General features: G+C 60.4%; 11 protein-coding genes. 5 read left to right on the forward strand and 6 right to left on the reverse strand.

The features are described 5' to 3' along the window. Position 1 precedes the first annotated feature (1 nt). Together AB1J88_RS05440 and AB1J88_RS05445 are read right to left on the reverse strand one after the other, a co-directional pair. Positions 2-319, reverse strand: a complete 318-nt coding sequence (locus AB1J88_RS05440) for an SCP2 sterol-binding domain-containing protein (RefSeq protein ID WP_041072702.1) — start codon at positions 317-319, stop codon at positions 2-4. Positions 320-368: 49 nt separating this feature from the next. Then, positions 369-1079 (reverse strand): histidine phosphatase family protein, encoded by a 711-nt coding sequence (locus tag AB1J88_RS05445; RefSeq protein WP_095695843.1) that lies wholly within the window; start codon positions 1077-1079, stop codon positions 369-371. A gap of 206 nt (positions 1080-1285) precedes the next feature. Between AB1J88_RS05445 and sohB the strand changes: the two genes are divergently transcribed. Then, positions 1286-2317: a protease SohB gene (gene sohB / locus AB1J88_RS05450; RefSeq protein WP_041072698.1), complete on the forward strand. Its 1032-nt coding sequence runs from the start codon at positions 1286-1288 to the stop codon at positions 2315-2317. 252 nt (positions 2318-2569) lie between these two features. Further along, entirely contained in the window at positions 2570-7336 is a 4767-nt protein-coding gene (locus AB1J88_RS05455; protein WP_430290446.1) for an NEL-type E3 ubiquitin ligase domain-containing protein, read from the forward strand. Between the two features lie 88 nt (positions 7337-7424). Here the strand turns inward: AB1J88_RS05455 and AB1J88_RS05460 are convergent, their stop codons facing one another. After that, positions 7425-7919: a DUF934 domain-containing protein gene (locus AB1J88_RS05460; protein WP_108182854.1), complete on the reverse strand. Its 495-nt coding sequence runs from the start codon at positions 7917-7919 to the stop codon at positions 7425-7427. Then, positions 7903-9561: a nitrite/sulfite reductase gene (locus tag AB1J88_RS05465; RefSeq protein ID WP_430290447.1), complete on the reverse strand. Its 1659-nt coding sequence runs from the start codon at positions 9559-9561 to the stop codon at positions 7903-7905. Before AB1J88_RS05465 ends, AB1J88_RS05460 begins: the two co-directional genes overlap by 17 nt. A gap of 525 nt (positions 9562-10086) precedes the next feature. Here AB1J88_RS05465 and AB1J88_RS05470 point away from each other — a divergent pair. Continuing rightward, positions 10087-11160 (forward strand): ABC transporter substrate-binding protein, encoded by a 1074-nt coding sequence (locus tag AB1J88_RS05470; RefSeq protein WP_430290448.1) that lies wholly within the window; start codon positions 10087-10089, stop codon positions 11158-11160. 6 nt (positions 11161-11166) lie between these two features. Here the strand turns inward: AB1J88_RS05470 and AB1J88_RS05475 are convergent, their stop codons facing one another. Further along, positions 11167-11385, reverse strand: coding sequence for a DUF2970 domain-containing protein (locus AB1J88_RS05475; RefSeq protein ID WP_025112547.1), 219 nt, complete (start codon positions 11383-11385; stop codon positions 11167-11169). Between the two features lie 177 nt (positions 11386-11562). On the opposite strand from AB1J88_RS05475, the gene AB1J88_RS05480 reads away from it, so the two are divergent. Next, positions 11563-18579: an NEL-type E3 ubiquitin ligase domain-containing protein gene (locus AB1J88_RS05480; RefSeq protein ID WP_430290449.1), complete on the forward strand. Its 7017-nt coding sequence runs from the start codon at positions 11563-11565 to the stop codon at positions 18577-18579. 49 nt (positions 18580-18628) lie between these two features. Here the strand turns inward: AB1J88_RS05480 and metH are convergent, their stop codons facing one another. Beyond that, a complete protein-coding gene (gene metH / locus AB1J88_RS05485; protein ID WP_222014710.1) occupies positions 18629-22339 on the reverse strand; it encodes a methionine synthase in 3711 nt (1236 codons plus the stop codon). A gap of 156 nt (positions 22340-22495) precedes the next feature. Between metH and AB1J88_RS05490 the strand changes: the two genes are divergently transcribed. After that, positions 22496-24790, forward strand: a complete 2295-nt coding sequence (locus AB1J88_RS05490) for a fatty acid cis/trans isomerase (protein WP_430290450.1) — start codon at positions 22496-22498, stop codon at positions 24788-24790. Positions 24791-24826: the final 36 nt, after the last annotated feature.

Raw genomic sequence — 24826 nt, forward strand, 5'->3', positions numbered from 1 at the left:
CTTACGACGGGAACAGCTCGGACAGCTTCATCGACAGCATCATGTCGCCTTCAACGCGCAGCTTGCCGCCCATGAACGCTTGCATGCCGTCGGTTTCACCGCTGACGATGTCTTTCAGCGTTGCACTGTCCAGTACCAGCGTGCAGTTGGCGTTGGCGTTTTCGCCTTCCTGAATGTCGCAAGTACCGTCTTTGACGATCAGCGCGTAGTGCTTGTCTTCGTCGGTGATGTTGAAACCGAAGACCAGATCCAGACCGGCAGCAGCGGCTGGGTTGAACTTGGCTTGCATCGCTTTTACGGCATCAGCTACGGAGGTCATGGTTCGATCCTTTATGGGTTGATTGCAGCAGGGTCACAGTTATCCGGACTCAACGGTAAGTGATGAGTTCCGGGGCCTTCAGCAGTTGCAGGTGCGCGTGACTGTTGAAGGAAGCCAGAGTCACCTCGCGACCGCGGAATTTCAGCTGGTTGAGCGAGGTGTTGACGATTTGCCAATTCAGTTCAAAGGCCTGCCTGGCCGGTATTTGGGTAATCAGGTGGAGCAGGGCGGTAATGGTGCCGCCGGAGGTGAATACAGCGACTTTCTGATTGCCGTCGGCTTGTTCGAGGATGCGCTGGAGGCCCCCCTGAACCCGTTCGACGAAACCCAGCCAGCTTTCCAGCCCCGGGGTGTCATGGGTGCCGGCCAGCCAGCGCTCGATGACCAGCGCGAAGATGCGCTGGAATTCGGCGCGGTTCTGCGCGGCGTTGCGCAGGATGTCGATGGCTTCCGGCTCGTCCTCCAGCATGGCGGGGATCAGCGCACGAATCACTGCGTCGGCGTCGAACTCGTTGAACGCAGAGTCGGTCTCCAGCGTCGGTACCGACAGGCCCTTGGCGCTGAATTGCTCCAGCGCGCTGCTGGCCGTGTGTTGCTGGCGGCGCAGGTCGCCCGCCAGGCAGCGATCGAAACGGATTCCCAACTCGGCCAGGTGCTGGCCGAGGATTTCTGCCTGGCGCACACCGATGGGCGACAGGACGTCATAGTCGTCTGCACCAAAGGAGGCCTGGCCATGTCGAATCAGATAGATGCTGCCCACGTCCGCGTCATCCCGGTACGTTGAAGGTTGTGGCGAGGTTATGAGGATGATGGAGTGCTGTCAATGAAAAAACATACGCTTGTTTGAAATGCTCGTTACAGGCCTGTTGCCAGAGGTTTCACGGCTGGCCGAGGAGGCGGCGCATGGGTATGCTGGAACCATCCCGCGCGTGTTTTTGCATCCGCGCATTGTTTTAAGGAGTCTCTGTGGAGTTTTTCACCGAATACGCCAGCTTCCTGGCCAAGACCGTAACGCTGGTGGTCGCCATTCTGGTGGTGCTCGCCAGTTTTGCTGCATTGCGCAGCAAGGGCCGGCGCAAGTCGTCCGGGCAGTTGCAGGTCAGCAAGCTCAACGATTTCTATAAAGGCTTGCGTGAGCGCCTGGAGCAGACCCTGCTCGACAAGGATCAGCTCAAGGCCCTGCGCAAGGGCCAGGCCAAATCGGAGAAGTCCGAGAAGAAGCAAAAGAACAAACCCGAGGCCAAGTCCCGGGTGTTCGTGCTGGATTTCGACGGTGATATCAAGGCCTCGGCCACCGAGAGCCTGCGTCACGAAATCACTGCATTGCTGACCCTCGCCACGCCGAAGGACGAAGTGGTGCTGCGCCTGGAAAGTGGCGGTGGCATGGTGCACAGCTACGGTCTGGCCTCATCGCAACTGGCGCGGATCCGTGAGGCCGGCGTGCCGTTGACCGTGTGCATCGACAAGGTCGCGGCCAGCGGCGGCTACATGATGGCGTGCATCGGCGAGAAGATCATCAGCGCCCCGTTCGCGATACTCGGCTCGATCGGGGTTGTCGCCCAGCTGCCCAACGTCAATCGGCTGCTGAAAAAGCACGACATCGATTTCGAAGTGCTGACCGCGGGTGAGTACAAGCGCACCCTCACCGTATTTGGCGAAAACACCGAGAAGGGCCGCGAGAAGTTTCAGGAAGACCTGGACATCACCCACCAGTTGTTCAAGAACTTCGTGGCTCGTTATCGGCCACAACTGGCCATCGATGAAGTGGCTACCGGAGAAGTCTGGCTGGGCGTCGCGGCGCTGGACAAACAATTGGTCGATGAACTCAAGACCAGCGACGAATACCTGGCCGACAAGGCGAAGAAAGCCGAGGTCTACCACCTGCATTACGCCGAGCGCAAAAGCCTGCCGGAACGCATCGGCATGGCCGCCAGTGGTTCGGTGGAGCGCGTGTTGGTGAACGGCTGGAGTCGCCTGACCCAGCAACGCTTCTGGTAAGCCACTTGCATAAAAGGCCCTTCATTGTTCTGCAATGAAGGGCCTTTTTTATTGAGGTGGTATATATGTATTTTTTAAGTTTGAAATGTTGATTGTGCGACCTTTAGTTTGATCTGTTATTCGCGCTTTTATAAAGAGTTCGGCTCGTTAAGCTGATGACTCCTTTAAGTGCTTGAGATCATCATGTCCTCGTTACCCGATATAACTACGCCAGTCACGCCAACTTCAGAACAGAAAGGCCTCTTTTTTGATTTGATCAAAAAGAATGCACCGTCCTGGATATTGGCGGCTCCCGAGGCGTTGCGCCGTGAACTCTACGACAGCCTCATTGAAAGTCATCGCACGCGCAGTACCGCAGGCGAACTCCTGAACAAACTGCAGTCGCCCGAGCAGTTTTGCTCGCCCTTGTTGGCCAAGGCCATGTCCGACAAGCTGTCCATGCCACTGGACGTGACCGGCGTGGTATTTCAACACGTGCGTTCAACGTCGAGCCTGCTGGGACTGCGCAAAAAACTAATGCTGCCGATCAATCGCGATCTGCTGGTCGCCGCGTGCGAGAACTTCGAATCCCGCGAAACCGAGGCGAATAACTACAGCGACACTTCACTGATCTATATACCGCAGGAACTGAACGGTGGCGTGGCTTCGATATTGCCAATACAACCCCATGAGTTTGCGCGATTGTGCCGGACACTGGATCTGGGCAAGCAATATCAGACTCATCTTGAATCGGTATTTGAACTTAACGTCGAATCGAGCAATGTGCTTAACCAGTGCGCTGCCCATGTGCGAAGTTGTTTTGATGTGGATCGGCATATTGCGCTGATGAGAAAACATATCAGCACGTCGGTTCACCAAATGTTGAAGTCCGTGAAGGACGGCGACAGCACGATCAAACTGGGGGAAAACACCCTGGGGTATCAGAGTCTGGAAATGTTCAACATGACCCTGCATGGCCCACTGTTCATCGGACCTGTCAGTGAGCACGCCGACGATGATTATCGCTGTGTCGTTTACCTGCCGGGCGATCCGCTGCATCCGCTGAAAGAATATGCCTCGTTCACCGACTTTGAGGTCGAGTTGAGCAGACGCCTGAAAAATCTGGCGTTCAAGACGTTTTTCATGGGCTTCCTGAAGCTGGGCGAGCGCGCGGCCTTTCAACAGGAACTGAACATTCGCTTGTACCCCGGTGGCAGTTCACTACTGACGAGCTCCGGCACCTACGTGACGTTGACGGGTGTCGATATCGAGGGCGATCCCTTTACCCGGATACATCGTCAGCAGGTTGCGCGGACTTTGGCCGATGCCCGGCTTCTGGTGGTTCCCACGGATGATGAAGACGAGAAAACCCGCCTCGCACGCCTGGAGACTTTCAAGGAAATCGGTATCAATCTACTGCTGGTCGCGGCCTCGTTTTTGCCCGGAGTGGGTGAAGTGCTGTTGACGCTGGGCACTCTGCAGCTCCTGTCGCACGTGTATGAAGGCATCGCAAGTTGGACCCGTGGCGAGCAGGAGCAGGCCACGGATCACCTGTTCGATGTCATCGAAAACATCATTCTGATGGCTGCTTTCGCTGCCGGGACGAAAGCCATCGGGGCAGCCTATAAAACCGTCAGGTCATCGGCCTTCATCGAACGTTTGATTGCGGTCAATCCGGGCGGTCGACGCTTGCGTCTGTGGAAGCCGGATCTCAGGGCTTATCGTCAGCTTCGGCGGTTGCCCAAAGGATTGCCCGTGGATGCGCGCGGACTGCGTTGGTTCGAGGGACAGGCTTACGTCACCCTCGACACCGTTCGGTACGCGGTGCATCAGCAACCTGAAACCGAATTGTGGGAAGTGCTGCCTCCACCGGGCGCAGCAGAAGGCTACCGTCCGTTGCTCGAAACCAATGACCGCGGTGCCTGGCGCCATGACTCGGAGCGGGTGCAGGAGTGGGGGCGGCTGACGTTGTTTCGTCGTTTCGGCTACGCCAGAGAAGCGATCCCGGACGCCGTGGCGACGCGTGTTCTGGCGGTCAGTGGGCTTGATGACAGCGTGTTGCGGCAGGTGCATATCGATCAGGTGCAGACCCCGGCACTGCTGGTCGATACCGTGCAACGTTTCATGGCGGACGCTGCAGTCAGGGCGTTTATCGAACAGTTGCAGGCGCCAAGTGCTGCAGCGTTGGCTGATCCTGATTTGCAGTTGCATGTGCTCACCGCCGCCGTGAAATGGCCATCCGATAACGCAATCAGCGTGGTCAACGCGTTGGATTACCCAGTCAACCGTTACGGTTCGCAAACCGCCAGGAGCGTTATCCGGCTGACTGAGGACGCGTTGCACAAAGGTCAGTTACACCATTCGCTGCTGTCGAAGCTCTCGCGCAATCAGCGAGAAAGCCTGCTCGGCAACGCGTCGACGAACACTGAAGTGCAAGCACAGGAACTGGCGCGGATCATTGCCGAACAGGCTCAAACCGCGCGCCCCGATTTGTTCCGGCGGGTATACCAGCGTAGCCAAGTTCCAAGCCATCCCCGGGTCGCGGTACTGATGCAACACTTTTCCGAGCTGCCCGCCAGTGCCGCCGAAGAGCTGGTGAACAATGCGTTCAGTGGTGAGTGGCGCGAGCTGGACGCGAAACGCGTGCCCTTGCGGCTGGCGGAGGAGGCCCGGCGTTATCAGCAGATGATCCGTGTCTGTCGCGCCTACGAAGGTCTTTATCTCGATGGGGCAGGAGGGCAGTACACCAATCGACTGGTGCTCGATGCACTCAAACACCTCCCGGGCTGGTCGGACGCCGCGTTCGTGCAAATACTCGAATGGACCGCGACCCATGATTCGGCAGCCGCGATCGGGCCGGCGACAGCGAGCGAGCGCACGGTGGTCAGCGTGTTCGAGGATCGAATCAACGTCATTCAGGGCACCGACGCACCGCTTGTCACATTCACCAGGCGCACCCGTGAACACTATTTCAGGGCGCTCTGGATGGGGCTTTCGACACAGCGCAGGACGGCGCTGGGCGTACAGGCGGAAAAGGGTGCCGCCATGCTGCAGGAAAAAATTACCCGAGCGGCGCAGGAGCGACGGACGATCTTCGCGCACACCGTTGGCGCGCGTCTCGGAGAGCTGTCACCCATGGGACTGGCCGAACGTCCTGCCATTGTGTCGAGTGCGGCCTCCGGCGAAGTGACCAACGTCATGGTGCGCCGGGCCCTGGAGCTTTATCCGATGCACACCCCTGCGCAGATTCATCGTTTGCTCAACGCCTTGGGCACTAACGAAATCAAGGTGCTGATGAGGCTCGAAGCACTGCGGCTGGAGTTTTTCGCGCTCAGGGAAACCTTGAGTCGCTGGGTCAGCCGTCAGACTTGGCACCTGAGCGCCGATGGCACACGGCAGCCGACTTCCCGTGGCAGCAAGCTGCGTGCCATGCGCGCGATCATTCGCAGTTGGCGCAAAGAGCCGGGGAATGTGGCTGCAGACCAAAGTTTATATGGCACCTTGCGGTTCGCGCCGGAGCCTTTGGGGGAGCTGCCGCCGATGGTGGCCGATTTCAGCCATGTCGGGCGGGTCATCATGGACGGTGTAATGCCCGATGCCGGACTAAACGATTTTCTGCGCAACTTCAGCCAGTTGCGCAGTCTGTCGCTGAGCGACAATCAACTGAGCCAGTTGCCCGAGTCGCTGGAGCGAATACGCTGGCTGACGCATCTGGACCTGAGCAGCAATCGCCTGCAGTCCTCTGAAGCATCGCTTGCTCAATTGGGGCGGATGAAAGACCTGCGGGTGCTGCACCTTGATTTCAACCCGAACCTGGCGCAGTTGCCCGATCTCGGTGGGCTGGCGCATCTTGAGCAGTTGACCGTGCGCGCAAGCCGGATGACACACTGGCCACCGCGCCTGTCCGGGCTGCGTCGATTGCAGTTGCTGGATCTGCGCGACAACCTTATTGAAACCTTGCCAGCACAGGCGTTCGACACTACCCAATTGCCGCAGATAATTCGCTTGCACGGCAATCCGTTGTCCTCCGACACGCTGAAAAAGATCGCGACTTATCAGCAGACCTCCAATGGTCGTTTTGGTGTGACGGCCATGGAGGGGCGCAAATCTCCACTGCAAACCGTGGCGCGGGAAGATCAAAGCGTGCAGTGGCTGGCTGGGGAAAGTGCCAGCGTGGCGTCGTCCCGGCGCGAGGTATGGGAGGCGCTGCGCGCGTTACCCGATTCCACGGATTTTTTCCAAGTGCTGTTGCAATTGGTGCACACCGCGGAATTCACCCGCGTGTATCCGCATTTGCGTCAGCGTGTCTGGGATGTGGTGGACGCGGCTGCCGGCGATCAGCGCCTGCGCCGGTCATTGTTCAGTGCGGCGCGCAGTGCCAGGGTCAGTGTCGACGGGTACAGCGCGTTGTTCAGCGAAATGGAAGTGCTGGTATTGTGTTTCCGGGCGAGGGCGGCAGCTACCGCCGGTGTGCAGGCGCTGGAAGAGCAACTGGTGAGTCTGCTCAAGGGCCTGTTCCGTTTGCACGAAGTGGAAAGCCTGGCGCTGGCGGACATCAGCGCACGTTTTCACACCGCGCCGATGGACTACGATCAGGCGTTGCAAGTCAGCCTGGCCTATCGGGTGGGTCTGGCGCAACGCCTGAACCTGCCAGCGCAACCGCGAACGCTGAGCAGCCCCTTGACTGTCGAGGTGTCGCCGACCGTTCTGGATCAGGCCTTTCAACAGGTGCTCAAGACCGAGAGCAGCGGCGCCTTACGCGACTGGAGCATGGCGCAGACGTTCTGGGTCGAGTATCTGGAGTCGGCTCACGGTGATCGGTTTTCCGCGGTGAACGAACAGACGTCGCGGGCGATGGCGCAATTGGAAGGGCAGATCGAACTGACGCGCGAGGCGGCCTCGACGCAGATGAATGCCATTCTCGACAACTTCGGTAATCAGCGCCGGGAATTGATCGGGCAACTGACGGATCAGGCATTGGCACGCCACGCCGAACCTGACGCGTCAAAGGCCGCGACGGCTGAAATGATGGAGGCTTGATGAGGCGTCGCTTGCACGCAACGCTTGGCGTTAACGCCCGGAATGAACAACGCCTTGAGCCCGATTGCAGGCTCAAGGCGTTTTTCGATCAGCGACGACGGAACAGCGGCAGCGGTTCGTCGGTGGCGGCCTGATAAGTGACCGAGAAGTCCTTCAGGCTTTCCAGTGCTTCGTACGGGTCTTTGTCGGCGCGCAAGGCGAACGCGTCGAAACCGCAGCGGTGCATGTAGAACAACTGGTCACGCAGCACATCGCCAATCGCCCGCAGTTCGCCTTTGAAACCGTAACGGTCGCGCAGCAGGCGGGCGTTGGAGTAATTGCGGCCGTCGGTGAAGGCCGGGAAATTCAGTGCGATGACCTGGAATTCGGCCACGTCGTCACCGATTTCCTCGGCTTCTTCATCGGCGTCCAGCCACACACCCAGTCCGCCGTCGCGGGCCTTGAGCATGCGGCTGTGTTCACGCCAAAGCTGCAAAGGAACGATCAGATCGTCGCAATTGCTGATGTCGTCGATGTTGAAATCTTTCGGCAGCAGGTGCCAGGTTTCGTCGACGACTTCGTTGTTCTTAATGATTCGCTGCATAGACGCGTTCCTTGAAGAGGTCGATGCCAATACGCTGGTAGGTGTCGATGAAGCGCTCGTCTTCGGTACGTTGTTCAACGTACACGTCGATCAGCTTCGAGATCACGTCCGGCATGTCGTCCTGAGCAAAGGACGGGCCGAGGATCTTGCCCAGGCTCGCGTCACGGCTGGCGCTGCCACCGAGCGACACCTGGTAGAACTCTTCACCTTTCTTGTCCACTCCGAGAATGCCGATGTGACCGACGTGGTGGTGACCACAGGCGTTCATGCAGCCGGAGATGTTCAGGTCCAGCTCACCGATGTCGAACAGGTAATCCAGGTCGTCGAAACGGCGCTGGATCGATTCGGCGATCGGGATCGACTTGGCGTTGGCCAGCGAGCAGAAGTCACCGCCCGGGCAGCAGATGATGTCGGTCAGCAGGCCGATGTTTGGCGTGGCGAAACCGCTTTCACGCAGTTCGCCCCACAGGGTGAACAACTGGCTCTGCTCGACGTCGGCCAGAATGATGTTCTGCTCGTGGGACGTGCGCAGTTGGCCGAAGCTGTAGCGCTCGGCCAGGTCGGCGACGGCGTCCAGTTGCTTGTCGGTGATGTCGCCCGGGGCAACGCCGGTCGGTTTCAGCGACAGGGTCACGGCCACATAACCCGGCTTCTTGTGCGCCAGTGTGTTGCGCGAGCGCCAGCGGGCGAAACCCGGATGCTCTTTGTCGAGTTCGGCCAGGGCGGTGGTCTGGTTCTCCAGCGCCTTGTAGTCCGGATCGACGAAGTGCTTGGCAACGCGATGCAGTTCGGCTTCGGTCAGTGTGGTCTGGCCGCCGCGCAGGTGCTCCATCTCGGCATCGACTTTTTGCGCGAAGACTTCGGGGGTCAGCGCCTTGACGAGGATCTTGATCCTCGCCTTGTATTTGTTGTCGCGACGGCCATAGCGGTTGTACACACGCAGGATGGCGTCGAGGTAGCTCAACAGGTCCTGCCACGGCAGGAACTCGTTGATGAATGCGCCGACCACCGGAGTACGGCCCAGGCCACCGCCGACCAGTACACGGAAACCCAGTTCACCGGCGGCGTTGTGGACCGGCTCCAGGCCGATGTCGTGAACTTCGATGGCGGCACGGTCAGCGGTCGAACCGTTGACGGCAATCTTGAATTTGCGTGGCAGGTAGGCGAATTCCGGGTGGAATGTAGTCCACTGACGGACGATTTCGCACCATGGGCGCGGGTCGATCACCTCATCGGCGGCGACACCGGCGAACTGGTCGGTGGTGACGTTGCGCAGGCAGTTGCCGCTGGTCTGGATCGCGTGCATTTGCACGGTGGCCAGTTCCGCGAGGATGTCCGGGATGTCTTCCACCGCCGGCCAGTTGAACTGCACGTTCTGCCGGGTACTGATGTGGGCGTAGCCCTTGTCGTAGTCACGGGCAATCTTCGCCATCATGCGCATCTGACGGGAAGTCAGTTGGCCGTAAGGCACCGCCACACGCAACATCGGCGCAAAACGCTGGATGTACAGGCCATTTTGCAGGCGCAGGGGGCGGAATTCTTCTTCGCTCAGCTCACCTGCCAGATAGCGTCGGGTCTGATCACGGAACTGCTTGACGCGGTCCTCGATGATCCGCTGATCGTACTCGTCGTATACGTACATATAAGTCCTGTTCTCAGGCTTTGGGCTACTCGGAAAACGCTGCGTTTTCGCTTGCTGGAGTCCGATGGTGCCTCTGCAATTACGCGCGCACGGCCGCGCACTCCCTAACGGAGCCGGGGCAATATACCCGTTTGCAGTTATGCGCAAAAGTGATGTTTGAGTATATGTAAAGAACCAAATCGCCTAACGAGAATAGTTGTTGATTAACCCACATTTGTCGCGGGGACAATCATCGTCTTAACTGTGATCGAGTCTTTCTGCAATCACCGATAAAACCGACAAGAGGCGATGCAATGAGCAATCCGACCAAGGCAAGGAAAAGCGATAGCAGTGTCGATGCATGGGCCATTCTGTTCCTGATTATTCTGGTCGTAGGGACAGCGGTATTCTGGGTCAGCCATCAGTAAAACGACCGATCCGGGTCCGCTTCCGACGATTGTCGGACAAAAAACGGGATCAGGCGTCAATAGCCGCTGATTCGGGGGCTATAATGCGCGGCCATTTTTCCTTGGGCCCGGGTCTTTCATGTTGAAGTTTTTCTGCCTCAGCCTCCTGCTGTTCGGTGCGGTTTTCGGATCCGCAGCCCAGGCCGAGTCGGTGCTGTTCCTCAACCCGGGTACGACTCAGGAAGCGTTCTGGGTCAGCTATTCGCAATTCATGCAAGCGGCGGCCCACGACCTTGGCGTCGATTTGCAGATCCTCTATTCCCGACGCCAGCCTGAACTCACCGTGGCCCAGGCCAGGATTGCCCTGCAGGGACCGAATCGTCCCGACTACCTGATGTTCGTCAACGAGCAGTACGTTGCACCACAGATCCTGCGCCTGGCGGAAGGCAGCGGGGTCAAGCTGTTCATGGTCAACGCGGTGCTGACCGCCGATCAGCAGGCGCTGGTCGGCGAGCGTGCCGATCGCATTGGCAGCCTGGTGCCCAATGACGAGGAGGGCGGCTACCTGATGATGAAAGAGTTGATTCGCTTGCACCCGCCAGTGGTGCGAGACGAGCCGATCGAGGTGCTGGCGTTTTCCGGCCTGAAGATCACGCCGTCGGCGCAATTGCGCGAGCTCGGCATGCAGCGCGCCTTGGCCGAACATCCTCAGGTGCGCCTGCGACAACTGGTGTACAGCGGCTGGACACGGCAGCGCGCCTACGAACAGGCGCGGCAACTGGTCAGCCGGTATCCGAAGGTGTCACTGGTGTGGTCGGCGAATGATGAGATGGCGTTCGGCGCCATGCGCGCGTTTGCCGAAGCGGGCAAGGTGCCGGGCAAGGACGTGCTGTTCAGTGCGGTCAATACCTCATCCGAGGCGTTGCAGGCGGTGATCGATGGACGCCTGAGCGCACTGGTGGGCGGTCATTTCACTCTCGGTGGCTGGGCGCTGGTGGAATTGCATGACTATGACCAGGGCGTCGACCTGGCCCGCTACGGCGGTCGCGATCGCCAGGTGCCGTTGCTGCAACTGATCGACAGGCATCAGGCCCGGCAGATTCTGGCGATGGGCTCGACACCGGGTTACGGGGTGAGCTTTCGCAAGCTGTCCGCCAAGGGGCGTCCGGCCTCGTATCGTTACCCGTTCGAGCTGCAGACCCTGATGCACTGACAGCCCTCAGACCCCGGCGAAATGCAGCACCAGTTTGACGATGGCAAACAGGGTCAGGGCGAACACGGCGGTGAAGCCGATCCCCAGGATCACGAAATGGCTGGGCTTGCCATGGGTGAAGTCCCTTGCCCGATTCTTCCCGCTTTGCACGCCAAATGCCGCCGCCATCACGCTGTGCAGCATCTGCCAGAAGCTCGGTGGTTTGTTGTCGACTGGATCGTCCATAAATCCCCCGTCCGAAAGGCTGTCCCGACAGCATAGTCAATCCTGCCGGTTGTGCCGTGGTCGCACGGGGGATCCTGACGTGTCCGGTCATACGTCCACGGCCGTGCGATAACTATGTACCGCAGGTCACTGCGGCGGACATGGTGTTCTGTGCTCCCATTATTCAGGAGAGACAGGATGTCCCATCATTCCCCGACGTTGCCCCGTGCACCCGTCAGCGCCAGCGTCCACGGCAGGTTCCTTGAGCAGATGATCCCCGATTGGCTGATTGCCGCCTCGCCAGCCCGGCGAGCCGCGATGAAAGCGGTCAGCACCCGTCCACCGCCCGGCTATCACGAATTCCCGCAGGAACAGCAACAAGTCTTGAAAGACCAGGTCACGGCTGCCTTTGTCGCCCAGACCCGACTCGACAAGACCATGGCCGGCCTCGAAAGCGTCGAGGCATTTGCCCAAACATTGCTTGGCGAGGCACTCAAGGATCAGTTCAACGTCACGGTCGATCTCGGCGAGACCTTGTTGTGTCTCAGACGGCCCCTCGAACTCGGAGTGCTGGAGGTGGAAGTGTCCACCTTCGAAGTGTTGAAACTGCCATTGCTGCAAGCGGCACTGCACAACTTCGAGGCCTGGGAATGTGAAGCAGGGGCCTATCACGCCCAATCCGGTTTCGTGGTCGAGACAGCGACCCCCGGCGAGTTTCAGGCCGCAGAAATCGGCATCTCGGTCAGTCAGTTTCTGACGCTGTGCCGTTCACTCGACGTCGGTGCGCGTTATCAGACACGGATCAAAGCGTTTTTCGAGAACAACGACACCTTGCGTGGACAGTTCATTGCCAGTCAGAAAGCCGTGCTGCGTGCCGCCGCGCAATGGGCGCTGCTGAAAAAGGACATCGAGCCTGCCGACTACCGGATGATTCTGTCGGTGGTGGACGGTCAGATCCACCCGCAACTCGGCGGCAAGGCCGTGTGGTTTCGCGATCTGAGCCTGATGAAACGGCGAATGACCGGTTGCGTCGTGTTCAGCATCAGCGAGCGCTACCGCTACACCAACGAATTCATCGTCTACATTCCCCATGACCCGCAACACCCGCTCAAGCGTTACAGCAGCGCGCAGATGCGGGAGGTGTTCAAACGCAAATTCACGGCGACCGATACTACGGGTACCGGGCAAGGACCGACCGCTTACCAGCGGTTTTTCAGTCAGTTCGTGGCCTACGCCGACCGTCCTTACTATTTCAGTCAGTTCACCCAAAAGGCTGCGGACGCCCCGAGTGACCCGTTGCATTCGATCTGGATCAAGGTCGCACAGCTGATACCGCCGCTGTCCACTATCGTGCAGATCAAGGAGTTGCCACCCGAAGTCCCCGGCAAGCGCGAGCCACACCCTGACCCGTATCTCGACCCGTTTGCCATCACGCGCCAGGACGTTGCCGGGATCTGGGGTGCCAACACGGATTTGTGGCAATACCTTTATGAACAGCACCGGGCTAAATTCATCGCCGACGCGCGCGCCCATGCCGTCCCGACGGCGGATGTCGATGCCCGGGTCCGCGCAGCCAAACTCAGTCATTTGCTCGAACTCGGCATGCTGGGGTTGAACATGGTGTCGATGTTCGTCCCGGTGCTGGGCGAAATCATGATGACCGTGATGGCGGGGCAACTGCTCTACGAGTCATTCGAAGGCGCCATCGAATGGTCGGAAGGCGATCGTCAGGCTGCCAAGGCGCATCTGGTCGATGTGGCGCAGAACCTGGCGCTGATTGGCGTAATGGGCGCTGTGGGCAAGGGCGTAAGCCGACTGCGCCCGGCCTCCGCCGAACCCGTGATCGAGCACCTGCAACCGGTCGAGCGGCCCGACGGCTCGGTTCGCCTGTGGAAACCCGACCTCGATACCTACGCCAGCGATATTGTCCTGCCTGCGACTGCCGGTCCCGACGCGCAAGGCGTGTATCGGTTCGACGGCAAGACGTTCATTCGCCAGCAGGGCAAGCTCTATCAGACGCACTACGATGAGAACCTGAATAACTGGCGCATTCTCCACCCGCAGGATCCGTCGGCGTATCAACCGGTCCTCGAGCACAATCGACTGGGCGCCTGGCGCCACACCCACGAGCGGCCGCTGCACTGGGATCGACTGACCTTGCTGCGGCGCATCGGTCACTCGACTGACGCATTTTCGGATGAGCAATTGCTCGAAATCGCCGACCTCAGTGGTGTCAGTGATGATGCCCTGCGCCAGATGCACCTCGATCACCAGCCGGCGCCACTGGCCCTGGCCGATACCTTGCGCCTGTATGAGGCGAATCAGCAGGTCGGGCGTTTGATCGATCAGGTCGAACGAGGAACCAAGCTTGACGATTCGTACCTGCTGACGCTGCCCATGCTTACGCAAATGCCGCGCTGGCCGAGCGGGCAGATGCTGGAAGTCTTCGACGGACCGCAGTTGTCCGGGCCCAGCCGTCTGTTCGGCGCGCAGCCGGGTGCAATCGAGGGCCCGACGCGTGCGCCGATCCGGATCACCCGCGCCGACGTGCTCGACGGCCGACTGCCTGAACGCATTCTGGCAACGCTGGATGAGCCGCAAACCGTTTGGCTGCTGGGCGCCGAGTCGGCGGGGGTCATCGAAACCCGGCCGCTGGAACTGCGCAAACAGATCGCCGATTACCTGCGAACCCGGCAGCCGGCGATGTTCGACAGGCTGTATGACGAACCCGCGTTGAACGACCCGCGAATCGCCAGGCTACAAGCCGCCACACCGGGGCTGGGCAGCTCGGCGGCAATCCGTGTACTGCTCGAGGCGAACGCCGAGGAACTGACGCGTCTGCAAAACGGTGGGCGGGTACCGTTGCGGCTGCTGGAGATCTCCCGTGAATATGCCCGGCAGCGGCGCTTCAACCATGCGATTGCCGGTCTGCACATGGAAAATTCGGCCGGCGGCGACAGCCAATGGCTGGCCTTGCGCGCTTTGGAGCGGCTGCCGGGCTGGTCGGACGAAGTGCGTCTGGAAGTACGCGAAGGCAGTGTCGACGGGCCGTTGATCGATAGCATCGGCAGCGAAAGCGCCGGCCAGACCCAGTATCTGGTCAAGCGCGGGCCGGTCTATCAGGCGTACAACGCGCACGGGGAAGCGCTCAACGGCGTCCCGCGGCGCGGGAACAACTTTTTTGCCTCGATCCTCCATGCGTTGCCCGAACAGACGCGACAGGCTCTGGGCTTTGCTGAGGTTTCGCGTAGGGCCGGACTGCGCCGGGCAGTGATCGAGTATGTGGCCCGCCATCGCACCGAGCTGGCTCGGCTGGCGAGCAGGCGCCATGGCCACAAGCAACGCTTCAAGGCGCCGGTGCGGGTGCGCCAGCATGGCCTGGGTTATTACGCCAGCGGTCGCGGCGAAGGCGTTAACCCGCTGCTGGTGACGCGCGTGCAGGACGTGTATCCGGCGCTCACCGATCAGCAGGCGGGCGGGTTCATCCTCAAGCAATTGGCCGCCGGACGGACTGACGCGCAGATCTACGAGATGTTGCAACGGCGCCTGCGTGAATGGCAGGCGCTCGAATCGACACTGGCGCAATGGGAAGGTGTGCCTTCCCCGGAGCCGACGCTGCAATCGATGATCGGCGGCAAATCCAGCGTCGTGCGCAGCCTCAAGCAGAGCTGGCGCCATGCGCCCCTGGCCGAGAGTCAGGCGAGTGCCGCACGCCTCGATCTGACGTGCGACGAGCCGTTGCCGGAGCTGACGGCAGATTTCTCGCATGTTCGCGACCTGCGCATCAGAGGGCGTTGCATCACCGATGCCAACGGCGATGCACTGTTGAGCCGTTTCCCCAGGCTCAAGGCGCTGCGCATCAATGGCACCGCAGAAACGTTTACCAACGTGCCGACGGTGCTGCAGAACATGCCGGAACTGACTGACCTGACGCTCTACGGCGCGATGCCCTATGCCGCCGATATGCCGGCACGCCTGGCTCAATTGACCCGACTTGAAGCATTGAGTGTCAGTACCTCGAGTTACCAGTCACTGGCGTTCGACGTCAGCGGCATGCGCAATTTGCGCAGCCTGGACATCGTCGCCTATTCATTGTTCGACTGGCCTGCGGGTGCGCTGGAGTTACCGGCCCTGGAGCGTCTGAACCTCAGGGATACAAGCATCAGCACCGTGCCCGCCGAGATGCTGCAGGGGCATGAAAAACTCTGGTCGGGGCTGTCGCTGGACTGGTCAAGATTCTCCCGGGAAAACTTCGCGGGCGTGTACGAATACGTCAAAACCCTGCCGGAACACCTGATCGATCGAGAGACGATGGTCAGGGATTATTGTCGCGGCGAGTTGCGGCGTCTGGGCGAGGGTGTGCATCAATCCACCGAGGGGATATTCCATCGTTTCTTTGAGCAATGGCCGGATGAGCAACAGCGCTTCACCGCCATCAATGCCTTGAGCGATCAATATGCTGCGCTGGAACGTGAACTCAGTCAGTGGCAGCAGCGCCTGGTGGTGTCGGCAGAGTCGCTGTCCGAACTGATCGCGCGATCAAACCTGGCGCATGTTCTCAAAGCCAGTTGGCGCAATGGACTGTTCAAGCGCTATGGCGCAACGATCAGCGCCTCGACCGTGGATTTGTCGGGGTTGAGGCTCAGCGAACTTCCGGTGTTGCCGGCAGACGCCTTTGCGCATGTACGCACGCTGCTGCTCAATGGCCAGCGGGTTGCAGGTGCGCAGATGCGCGGTTTCATCAGCGCATTCAGCGAAGTCCGAACCCTTGATCTGAGTAACAATGCCTTGCACGAATGGCCGATCGAGTCACAGCGCCTTTCGCGCCTGATGCACCTGGACCTCGCCGACAATCTGTTGACCGACAGTTCGCGCCTGCAGAGCGGATTGAGTGAATTGCCTGCGCTCGAACAACTGAATCTGCGCAACAATCCGCTGAGCGATTTGAACGTCGGCAGTCTGCAGCGCTTGAAGGCCCTCGACCTGCAGCGTACGCACCTGCAACATTGGCCGGCAGGCGCAGAAGGCTTGCCGCAACTGTCGTGGCTGGACCTGCGCGAGACCCGTATCAGCACGCTGCCACCTGCCGTGCTCGAGAGCACCTCACTGCTCAACACCAACCTGACCGGCGCGCCCCTGACCGCAGCGGCGTCGGCGCAGCTGCGTTCGGCGCAACTGCGGCTCGAGCACGAACTGGGCCTTCCTGCCGGCGCGCTGGAGGCATTTGCCCGGGAGCCGGTGCCGGCGACGTTTCCTCCAGCGGAGAACGGTTTGACCGTGGCCCGCCAGTTGCTGCCGTTGACGCCAGCACCTGTCAGTACCGGGCTGGCACGCATGCGCCAGAATCTGCAGCGGTTGCAGCCGGCCTTTAGCGATGAACAAGCCATGCAAGTGATTGAGGCGCTGCGTAGCGATGGCGCGACCGATGTGCAGATCGAGGAGCGGATCACGGGCTGGAGTCAGACATTCGAAACCCTCGTTCGCCGACTCAACGGCTGGCTGTATACCCGGGAAACCCGTGGAGCCGACTGGGTCATCTCCTCGCAGTCGCGCAGCCTCGCGGCGTGGCGCATCCTCACCTGCTGGCGTGCCAGGTTAGCGGTTGCCGGGGGCGATGCGGTTCTGGATCTCAACGGCCTGCAATTGGGCGATCTACCGGCGCTGCCCGAGGATTTCGGGCATGTCGGCAGCCTGGACCTGACAGGCACTCGGGTGACGACCGAGGGCAGCGACGGGTTTCTCAAGTCGTTCACCCACCTGCGTCATCTGACCCTTAATGGCAATGCGCTGACAGCGCTGCCGGATGGTGTCCGGCGAATGCCGCAGCTGGAGCGACTTGAGCTTTCCAGCAACCACTTCGGCGACACCGAGCACCTGTATGCCGCGCTGTCCGGTCTGGAGCATCTGCAAACTCTGGACCTGAGCTACAACTACCTCGATGCGTTCGATGTCAGCTATTTCGAGCATTTGCAACGTCTGGATCTGCGCAACAACAATCTGGCCGAATGGCCGGCCGGTGCGCTGGATGCGCAGCACCTGCTGACACTGAACCTCAGTCGCAACGACATCGCCGCCATCCCCGAAGAGGCGCTGGACGGTCAGCACGATGAGCTGATGGACGGCACCGACCTGACTGACAACTACAACCTGTCGCAGGAGTCCCTCGAAAGGCTCAGGGCCTATCAGACGGCGGGTGACCGCCAGCGAGTGCTCGGTTTCTCGAGTTCCGAACTGGAGGAAATGGCTGACGACGTTGCCGGCGGGCTCAGCGAAACCACGGACAGCATCGAGTCGGACGAATCGCTCCCGGACGAACAGTCCCATGCGCAGCAGAAGGCGCCGTGGCTGGCGAATCTGCTGCCGGAACAGGCGTCCGCCCGAGACCGGCTCTGGGATCAACTGGCTGCGGAACCGGACAGCGGGGCATTCTTCCATTTGCTTGACCGATTGCAGGACACCCAGGAGTTTCGCGTGGCCAATGCCGACCTGACCCGACGGGTCTGGAGGGTCATGGAGGCTGCCGCCGCCGACAGTGAGCTGCGCGAGGTGATTTTCGCCGGCTCGGCCACCCATGGAACGTGCGTGGACGGGCGAATCCTCACCTTCAGTGGTCTGGAGAGCAAGGTCTTTACCTACAACGCTTTGCTCGATTTGCCGGCCGGCCGCCCGGGAATTCGTGGCGAGGCCTTGTTGTCCCTGTCGCGGCAACTGTTCCGGCTGGACAAGGTCGATGAACTGGCAAAAGCAGCGGCCGCACGCAGTGGTTTTGACGAAGCCGAAGTCCGTCTCGGTTACCGGATCGGTCTGACCGGTGGCTGGGAGGATGGACTGGAGTTGCCCGGACAGCCGAAAAACATGAAATTTGCCTCCGGTGTAACGCCTCAGCAGTTGTTCGATGCGCGGGCCGAGGTGGTTAACGCGGAACATTCCGACCGGTTTCTGGAGGATCTGATCCAGCGCGATTACTGGCTGGATTACCTCAAGGAGCAGCAGCCCGAAGCGTTCAGGCAAATGGATGAAGTGCAACTGATGGAGGAGGGCGAGGACGACGGTCTGAGTGCTGACGACCCGCTTTATCTGAGCCGGTTGTTCGATCAGGCAGCGGCGCGCAATGCCAGGCTCATCGAATTGACGCGACAGGAGATTGAACGGATCGGTTTGTCTGCCGACACGGCACAAATGCCCGGCTCCTCCGGGCAATGGTCAGGCGCGTAAACCTGGTGAACGGTCACTCCCCGGCTGATCCGCGGAGTGACCGTTGCGCTTATTCGTCGTAACCGAGGTTCGGCGCCAGCCAGCGCTCGGTCACGCTCAGTTCCTGACCTTTGCGCGAGGTGTAGCTCTGCACCTGATCCTTGTCGACCTTGCCCACGGCAAAGTATTGCGCCTGCGGGTGCGCGAAGTACCAGCCGCTGACCGCGGCTGCCGGGAACATCGCGTAATGCTCGGTGAGGAACACGCCGCTGCGGCCTGCGCGCATTTCGCTGGCCTCAGGATCGAGCAGGGTGAACAGCGTGGCCTTCTCGGTGTGATCCGGGCACGCCGGGTAACCCGGTGCCGGACGGATACCGGAGTACTGCTCTTTGATCAGTGCTTCGTTGTCCAGCACTTCATCCTTGGCATAACCCCAGTGTTCTTTGCGCACTTGCTGGTGCAGCCATTCGGCGCAAGCTTCCGCCAGACGGTCGGCGAGGGCTTTGACCATGATCGAGTTGTAGTCGTCGCCGGCGTCCTGATAAGCCTTGGCCACTTCTTCGGCGCCGATGCCGGCGGTGGTGATGAACCCCCCGACGTAGTCGGTCACTTCACTGTCTTTCGGCGCGACGAAGTCGGCCAGCGAGAAGTTCGGCTTGCCGTCGGTCTTGATGATCTGTTGACGCAGGTGATGCAGGCGCGCCATGGGCTTGCCGTCATCGCCGTACAGTTCGATGTCGTCATCGTGCACCTGATTGGCCGGCCAGAAACCGAACACCGCACGGGCGCTGATCAGCTTCTCGTCGATCAGCTTGGTGAGCATTTCACGCGCATCCTTGTACAGCGCGGTGGCGGCTTCACCGACCACTTCGTCTTCGAGGATGCGCGGAAACTTGCCGGCCAGGTCCCAGGAGATGAAGAACGGCGTCCAGTCGATGTATTCGGCCAGCACGTTGAGGTCGATGTTATCCAGCACGCGGGTGCCTGTGAAGGTCGGTTTGACCGGCGTGTAGTTGGCCCAGTCGAACTGTGGCTTTTTGGCGATCGCCGCCGCGTAGCTCAGGCGCTCGGTACGGGCGCTGCGGTTGGCGGTGCGCTCACGCACATCGACGTAATCGGCGCGGGTCTTCTCGACGAACCCGGCCTTGAGTTCCTTGGACAGCAACTGCGTCGCGACACCGACCGCACGCGAGGCGTCGGTCACGTAGACCACTGCGTCGTTGCTGTACTTCGGCTCGATCTTCACGGCGGTGTGCGCCTTGGAGGTGGTCGCGCCACCGATCATCAGCGGCAGATGGAAATCCTGACGCTGCATTTCCCGGGCAACGTGGACCATCTCGTCCAGCGACGGGGTGATCAGACCGGACAGACCGATGATGTCGCACTTTTCTTCCTTGGCCACCTGGAGGATTTTCTCCGCCGGTACCATCACCCCGAGGTCGACGATGTCGTAGCCGTTGCAACCCAGCACCACGCCGACGATGTTCTTGCCGATGTCGTGCACGTCGCCTTTTACCGTGGCCATCAGGATCTTGCCCTTGGCTTCCGGCTTGTCGCCTTTTTCCAGTTCGATGAACGGGATCAAATGCGCCACGGCTTGCTTCATCACGCGGGCAGATTTCACCACCTGCGGCAGGAACATTTTGCCGGCGCCGAACAGGTCGCCAACGATGTTCATGCCGGACATCAGCGGGCCTTCGATGACTTCGATCGGGCGCGCGAACGACTGGCGCGACTCTTCGGTGTCTTCGACGATGTGGGTGGTGATGCCCTTGACCAGCGCGTGCTCCAGACGCTTGTTGACGTCCCAGCTGCGCCACTCTTCGGTCTCGGCTTCCTTGACACTGCCGTCGCCCTTGTACTTGTCGGCGATGGCGAGGAGGGCGTCGGTGCCTTCCGGCGTGCGGTTGAGAATCACGTCTTCGACGGCGTCGCGCAGTTCCTGCGGGATCTGGTCGTAGATCTCCAGCTGACCAGCGTTGACGATACCCATGGTCAGGCCGGCGCGGATCGCGTACAGCAGAAACACCGAGTGGATCGCCTCACGCACCGGGTTGTTGCCCCGGAACGAGAACGACACGTTGGACACACCGCCGGAGCTCAGCGCATAGGGCAGCTCGTCGCGGATGTAGGCGCAGGCGTTGATGAAGTCCACAGCGTAATTGTTGTGTTCTTCGATACCGGTGGCCACGGCGAAGATGTTCGGGTCAAAAATGATGTCTTCCGGCGGGAAGCCGACTTCGTTGACCAGAATGTCGTAGGAGCGTTTGCAGATCTCTTTCTTGCGCGCTTCGGTGTCGGCTTGGCCGGCTTCGTCGAAGGCCATGACCACCACTGCCGCGCCATAGCGTTTGCACAGCTTGGCGTGATGGATGAACTGCTCGACGCCTTCTTTCATGCTGATCGAGTTGACGATGCCCTTGCCCTGAATGCACTTCAGGCCGGCTTCGATCACTTCCCATTTCGAGGAGTCGATCATGATCGGCACGCGGGAGATGTCCGGCTCACCGGCGATCAGATTGAGGAAGGTCACCATGGCCTTCTTCGAATCGAGCATGCCTTCGTCCATGTTGATGTCGATCACCTGGGCGCCGGCCTCGACCTGCTGCAGGGCGACTTCCAGGGCTTCGGTGTAGTTGTCTTCACGGATCAGACGGGCGAACTTCGCAGAGCCGGTGATGTTGGTGCGCTCGCCGACGTTGACGAACAGTGAGCTGCGATCGATGGTGAACGGCTCCAGACCCGACAGGCGGCAGGCCTTGGGAATATCCGGAATCTGCCGCGGCGCGTAACCGGCGACGGCTTTGGCGATGGCTTCGATGTGGCCCGGAGTGGTACCGCAGCAACCGCCGACGATGTTGAGGAAACCGCTTTGGGCGAATTCTTCGATGACCTTGGCGGTGTCCACCGGCAATTCGTCGTACTCGCCGAATTCGTTCGGCAAACCGGCGTTCGGGTGCGCCGACACGTGGGTGCTGGCCTTGTTCGACAGCTCTTCCAGGTACGGACGCAGCTCACGGGCGCCGAGCGCGCAATTGAGGCCGACCGAGATTGGCTTGGCGTGGGCCACCGAGTTCCAGAACGCTTCGGTGGTCTGGCCCGACAGGGTGCGACCGGACGCATCGGTGATGGTCCCGGAAATCATGATCGGCAGTTCGATGTGCAGTTCTTCGAAGACGCCTTGCACGGCGAAGATCGCGGCTTTGGCGTTGAGCGTGTCGAAGATGGTTTCGATCAGGATCAGGTCGACGCCGCCCTCGATCAGGCCTTTGGTGGCTTCGGTGTAGTTTTCTACCAGTTCATCGAAGGTGACGTTGCGGTAGCCGGGGTTGTTCACGTCAGGCGACAGCGAGCAGGTGCGGCTGGTCGGGCCGAGTACGCCGGCGACGAAGCGTGGCTTGTCCGGGTTCTCGGCGGTCTTGGCGTCGGCCACCTTGCGCGCCAGACGCGCGCCTTCTACGTTTAATTCGTACGCCAGTTCTTCCATGCCGTAGTCAGCCATGGAAATGCGCGTGGCGTTGAAGGTGTTGGTTTCCAGAATGTCGGCGCCGGCATCCAGATAAGCCTTTTCGATGCCGCCGATCACGTCCGGACGTGTGATCACCAACAGGTCGTTGTTGCCCTTGACGTCGCTCGGCCAGTCGGCGAAGCGTTTGCCGCGATAATCCTGCTCCTCGAGCTTGTAGCTCTGGATCATCGTGCCCATGCCGCCATCGAGTATCAGGATGCGCTCTTTGAGGGCTTGCTTGAGAGCTTGAAGGCGGACGCTGCGATCGGACATTGGGACTACTCGAAAAGACCATGACGAAGGGCCGGGATCATAGCAAACCTGTGCGCTTTTGGAGCATGTGCTGCTTTTGCATGAATATCGTTCATGTTGGTACGAGCGTCATACTGTAGAATCGCGGGCGTTTTTTTCTGGATCGGGATCAAGGGCATGTCGTACCGCGTCATCAGCATTTTCTTGCTGTTCTTAAGCTGGGGCGCCATTGCGCAGGAACCCGCGATCTCACCTTCTATTTCATATACGCGTGACATCCAGCCGATCTTCACCGAGAAGTGTGTGGCCTGCCACGCCTGCTACGACTCGGCGTGCCAGCTCAATCTGGGCAGCGGCGAAGGCGCAGGGCGGGGCGCAAGCAAGATGCCGGTCTACGACGGCGAACGCACTCAGGCGGCGCCGACCACGCGGCTGTTCTACGACGCCTTCGGCAAACGTGCCTGGCAGCAGAAGGGCTTCTATTCGGTGCTCGACGCTCAGGGCAGTCAGGCGGCGCTGATGGCGCGCATGCTGGAACTGGGCCACAAAACCCCGCTGACCCCGAATGCCAAGTTGCCGGAAGAGATCGTCCTCGGCCTGCAACGGGAAAACATGTGCGCGATGCCCGCCGAGTTTGACGGCTATGCCGGCGCCCACCCGAAAGAAGGCATGCCGCTGGCGGTGACCGGGCTGACCGATCAGCAATACCAGACCCTGCAACGCTGGCTGGCGTCCGGTGCGCCGATCGACGAGCAGGGGCTGGCGCCGAGCGCCAAGGAAGCGCTGCAAATCGTGCAGTGGGAAAACCTGCTCAACACCCCGGGCGCGCGGCAGAGTCTGGTCGGGCGCTGGTTGTTCGAACACTGGTTCCTCGCCCATATCTATTTCAAGGACGGCGAGCCGGGGCACTACTTCCAGTGGGTGCGTTCGCGCACGCCGACCGGGCAGCCGATCGACCTGATCGCCACCCGACGCCCGAATGACGACCCGGGCACTCAGGTGTATTACCGCCTGTGGCCGGTGCAAGGGGTGATCGTGCACAAGACCCACATCACTTATCCGCTGAGCGCGGCGAAGATGGCGCGTGTCAAAAGCCTGTTCTACAGCGGCAACTGGCAAGTCAACGCGCTACCGGGGTACGGGCCGCAGAGCCGGGCCAACCCGTTCGCCACGTTCGAAGCGATTCCGGCGCAGGCGCGGTACCAGTTCATGCTCGATAATGCCGAATACTTCGTCCGCACCTTCATTCGCGGGCCGGTGTGCCGTGGGCAGATTGCGACGGATGTGATCCGCGATAACTTCTGGGCGCTGTTCCAGGCGCCGGAACACGATCTGTACATCACCGACCCCAACTATCGCGGCCAGGCCACGCCGTTGCTGGCAATGCCGGGGCAGAACGACGACGTCGGCAGTGTGCTGAGCCTGTGGCACAACTACCGCAACAAGCGCAACGAATACGAAGCCTTGCGTCGCGACAGCTACGCTGACCAACCGCCGCCGAGCTGGTCGACCCTGTGGGCCGGCAACGACAACGCGCTGCTGAGCATTTTCCGCCACTTCGACAGCGCTTCGGTGACCAAAGGCCTGATCGGCGAAGTGCCGCAAACGATGTGGCTGTTCGACTATCCGCTGCTGGAGCGCACTTATTACCAGTTGGCAGTCAACTTCGATGTGTTCGGCAACGTCTCCCATCAGGCGCAGACCCGTCTGTATTTCGACCTGATCCGCAACGGCGCCGAACAGAACTTCCTGCGTCTGATGCCGGCCGATTCCCGTGAGGACTACCTCGACGATTGGTATCAGAGCAGCGGTCAGTTCAAGATGTGGCTCGACTACGAGGCCATCGATGATGACAAGCCGACCGGGTTGAAACTCGATCCGAAGGATCCGAAGTACGACTTCGCCATGCAACTGCTGGCACGCTACGGCGACCTCAATGCGCGGCCGGATCCGATCAACCGCTGTAACGGCGCCTACTGCTCGCGGCCGAACATCGATCCGGCGTTGCAGAACGCCGAACAGGCGCTGAGCCGCCTGACGTCACGACCGGCCGCCGGTCTGAAGGTCATCGACCAATTGCCGGAGGCCACCCTGCTGCGCATCGAAACCCGCAGCGGCAAACGCGAGGTCTACAGCTTGCTGCGCAACCGTGCGCACAGCAACGTGGCGTTTCTGTTGGGCGAATCCCTGCGCTATCAGCCAGGGCTCGACACCTTGACCATTTATCCAGGTGTGCTCAGCAGTTACCCGAACTTCATGTTCAATATTCCGGCCGCGCAAGTCCCGGAGTTTGTCGATGCCATGGAAAACGCCAAGGATGCCGATCGTTTCGAGAAAATCGTCGAACGCTGGGGGATTCGCCGCAGTCATCCGCAATTCTGGTTCTATTTTCACGACCTGAGTCAGTACATCCACGAAACCGAACCGGTGGAAGAGGGCGTGCTGGACATGAACCGCTACGAGAATCTTTGATCGTTGAGATCGACCTGCTGTCCCAACTCCAAGCAA

The organism is Pseudomonas sp. S8 (assembly GCF_050473925.1).
Classification (GTDB): domain Bacteria; phylum Pseudomonadota; class Gammaproteobacteria; order Pseudomonadales; family Pseudomonadaceae; genus Aquipseudomonas; species Aquipseudomonas parakoreensis.